The 3,501-nt window shown below is 64.4% G+C and carries 5 protein-coding genes; all 5 read right to left on the bottom strand.

Going from position 1 to position 3,501, the window contains the following annotated elements:
* The coding region (locus VGP39_RS10725; protein ID WP_327568079.1) for a tripartite tricarboxylate transporter TctB family protein at positions 1–443 on the bottom strand (443 nt) is incomplete at its 3' end.
* Positions 444–542: 99 nt separating this feature from the next.
* On the bottom strand, positions 543–1,535 hold the full coding sequence (locus tag VGP39_RS10720) for a tripartite tricarboxylate transporter substrate binding protein (protein WP_327568078.1): 993 nt from the start codon (positions 1,533–1,535) through the stop codon (positions 543–545).
* Between the two features lie 98 nt (positions 1,536–1,633).
* Positions 1,634–2,044: a type II toxin-antitoxin system VapC family toxin gene (locus VGP39_RS10715; RefSeq protein WP_327568077.1), complete on the bottom strand. Its 411-nt coding sequence runs from the start codon at positions 2,042–2,044 to the stop codon at positions 1,634–1,636.
* Entirely contained in the window at positions 2,041–2,319 is a 279-nt protein-coding gene (locus VGP39_RS10710; protein WP_327568076.1) for a type II toxin-antitoxin system Phd/YefM family antitoxin, read from the bottom strand. The genes VGP39_RS10715 and VGP39_RS10710 overlap by 4 nt, the downstream gene beginning before the upstream one ends.
* Positions 2,320–2,323: 4 nt before the next feature.
* Positions 2,324–3,501: methylmalonyl-CoA mutase family protein (locus tag VGP39_RS10705; RefSeq protein WP_327568075.1), on the bottom strand; the 1,178-nt coding region annotated here is incomplete at its 5' end.

The following is a 3,501-nucleotide window of genomic DNA, read 5'->3' as shown; positions in this document are numbered from 1 at the left end:
AGCATCTTGCTGAAAATCAGATGAATGCCGATCGGCGCCAGCACGGCGAGTGGAAGCGAGAGCTTCCAGCGGGCGCCGAGCGCGGTCGACGTCGCGAACACGATCAGCGCGGCCGTGATGATGAAGCCGAGCCGGTCCGCCGCCAGCACATAGAACAGCAGCAATGCCGGCGGAAGCAGCGCGCGCAAACCGTACCATGCGCCCTTGGCGGCGGCCGCTTCGCCACCCTCGAAGGGGATGATCTCTTCCTCTTCCTCGAAGGTGTGGCCGATGCCAAACGCGATCATCAGGCCGCACAGCGCAAGTCCGCTCCCGATCACCAGCGGGAATACGTTGGGACCGACCGGCTGCCCGGGCACCGGCGGCAGCAGCCAGCCGCCATAGGCTGAGGCAGTGCCGAGGCCAACGAGAAACAATCCCGTGACGCGATCGGGAAGACGCATGGTATTCCACCCCTGTCATTCCACCGTCATGGCCGCGCAGGCGGGACAAGTGCGGGCATGACGAAGGAAAAATCATCGGCCGCAATCTCGACCTGCCGATCAGGCCTTGGAGAGACCGGCGGCCTTCATTGCGTCGCCCATCTGGGCGTCGCCCTTTTCCATGAAAGCCGCAAATTGGGCGGCGTTGCCCCACACCGTTCCGAAGCCGCGGTTGCTCATGAAATCCTTGAACTCCTTGGAGTCGTAGACCTTCTGCAGCGATGCGGTGAGTTTTGTCGCGATATCGGCCGGCAGGCCTTTCGGGCCGGCTATGCCGCGCCATGCGCCGGTCGCATAGTCGATGCCCATCGCCTCCTTCAGCGTCGCGACATCCGGGAATGACGGGTTGCGCGCCGGCGCCATGACGGCGAGCGCCCGCGCCTTGCCGGCTTCGATAATGGCGCGGGCTTCCGGGATCGAGCAGGTGCAGAGGTCGAGGCCGCCCGCCGCGAGATCCTGCATCGCGGGTGCTGCGCCGTTCGACGGCACCCAGCCGACCTGGTTTGCCGGAAGTCCCATCGCCTTCATCCAGCCCACCAGCGCCAGATGCCAGATGCCGCCCTGGCCGGTGCCGGAGGCTTTCATCTTGCCGGGGGGCGCCGCCTTGATCGCATCTGCGAGTTCCTTGACGGTCTTGTGCGGCGACGACGCGCTCACCGAGATGCCCGGCGGGTCTTCGTTCATCAGCGCCAGCGGCGTGTAGCTCGTTGGCCCGAGTTCCGTCAGGCCCTGCCAGTGCATCATCGAGATCTCCACCGTGATCATGCCGATGGTGTAGCCGTCGGGTTGCGCGCTCGCGATCGCCGAATGACCGACCACGCCGGAACCGCCGGTGCGGTTGACCACGTTGAAGGGCTGGCCGAGGTCCTTTTCCAGCAGCGCCGCGACGATGCGCGCGGTGGCGTCGGTGCCGCCGCCCGCGCCCCACGGTACGATCACCGTCACCGGGCGCGCCGGATAGGCCTGTGCGAAGCCGGGTTTCAGGCCGAGGCCGGCGGTAGCGGCTACAGCGGCGGATGAAGCCGCGAACGCGCGGCGCGTGATGTTGGGCATGACGTTTTCTCCCGAGCGGCGCCGGTGAAATCAGGCGCTCTTGTGATGGAAGTATTATGCACCTTAGACCTATTGCCGCAAGCGCGGGCGAGGGCCATTCAAGCTGATAGCACGTCGATACCGAGACGACCGGCCGCACGTCGCATCGCATTGTCGAGCGTTGCCAGTTTCGCGCCAAGTCTCACCGCAAGCATAACGTAGGCAGCATCATAGGCGGTCAATTGCTGGTCGGTGGCAACCGTAACCAAATCGGACAATTCTTGCACGGGAAGCGGTTCGGCGAATTCGATATCATAGACGTCGATCTGTTTCAGGATTAGGGCAATGCCAGCTTGTGATAGTCGCCCGCGACGAGCGTTGCTCGTCAAGGCATTGGCGACTTCCGCGCTCCAATGAGCCGGCACCGTGACCCTGTCGCCCTTCAGCGTATCGAAGATGCTGGTATCGACCGCAACCGTGCTTTCGCCCAGGACATGCGCGATGATCAACGAAGCGCCGAGAACGATCAACGATGGCCCTCATTGATCCATTGCTTGATCTCGTCGTGGGTAGCGCCGATATTAAGTTGTCGAGCAATCTCCTGCAGCTTTGAAGCGGCCGCACGCCGCCGTTCGATCTGCTCGGGCGATACTTCCGCGCTTCGCCCCTGCTGTTCTGCGCGCAGCAAGCGTGCGACCGGTGCGCCGTCACGGGTCAGCACGATCTCATCGCCGGTGGATTCGACCTCGGCGACAAGGTCTTTCAGATGCGCTTCTGCGTCAGTGATGGCGACGTGTTTTGTCATGCGTTTACTCCGCCGCCTCGCTGTGCCCCAGCCTTGCATTGAGCTTGTGGATCAGCTCCTCCGCGGCGTCCGCAATCACCGTGCCCGGCGGGAAGATTGCTTCGGCGCCGGCCTTGTACAGCGCGTCGTAGTCCTGCGGCGGCACTACGCCGCCGATGATGATCATGATGTCGTCGCGGCCCTGTTTTTTCAGCGCGGCTTTTACCTCGGGTACCGCGGTGAGATGCGCCGCTGCGAGCGAGGACAGCCCGAGGATATGCACGTCGTTCTCGACCGCCTGCCGCGCCGCCTCGTCGGCGGTGGCGAACAGCGGTCCGATATCGACGTCGAAGCCGACGTCCGCGAAGGCCGAGGCGATCACCTTCTGGCCGCGGTCGTGGCCGTCCTGGCCGATCTTGGCGACCAGGATGCGCGGGCGTCGGCCTTCGGCGTCCTCGAAGGCGTCGATCAGCGCCTGCACCTTCTCGACCCGGTTGGACATGGTGGACGCCTCCCGCTTGTAGACGCCGGTGATGGATTTGATTTCGGCGCGATGCCGCCCGAACACCTTTTCCATCGCGTCGGAAATTTCGCCGACGGTTGCTTTTGCGCGCGCGGCGTCGATGGCGAGCGCCAAAAGGTTGCCGTTGCCTTCGCCGGCGCTGCGGGTCAGCGCCGCCAGCGCGGCATCGACGTCCCCTTGGCTGCGCTCTTTTTTCAGCCGCGCCAGCTTGTCGATCTGCAGCCGCCGCACGGTGGAGTTTTCCACCTTCAAGACGTCGATCGGCGCCTCATCGATTGGCTTGAACTTGTTGACGCCGATCACCGCCTGCTTGCCGGCATCGATCCGCGCCTGCGTCTTGGCGGAAGCTTCCTCGATCCGCAGTTTTGGCACGCCGGCCTCGATCGCCTTGGCCATGCCGCCGAGCGCTTCGACCTCCTGGATATGGCCCCAGGCCTTCGCCGCGAGATCGCGGGTCAGCCGTTCGACGTAATAGGAGCCGCCCCAGGGATCGATGATGCGGTTGGTGCCGCTCTCCTGTTGCAGGAACAGTTGCGTGTTGCGTGCGATGCGGGCGGAAAAGTCGGTCGGTAGCGCCAGCGCCTCGTCGAGCGCATTGGTGTGCAGCGACTGGGTGTGGCCCTGGGTTGCCGCCATCGCCTCGATGGTGGTGCGCATCACGTTGTTGAAGATGTCCTGCG

It is taken from the genome of Bradyrhizobium sp. (genome assembly GCF_036009065.1).
Lineage (GTDB): Bacteria > Pseudomonadota > Alphaproteobacteria > Rhizobiales > Xanthobacteraceae > Bradyrhizobium.
The sequence above is the reverse complement of the archived record's forward strand: the minus strand, read 5'-3'. Positions and strand labels throughout refer to the sequence as shown.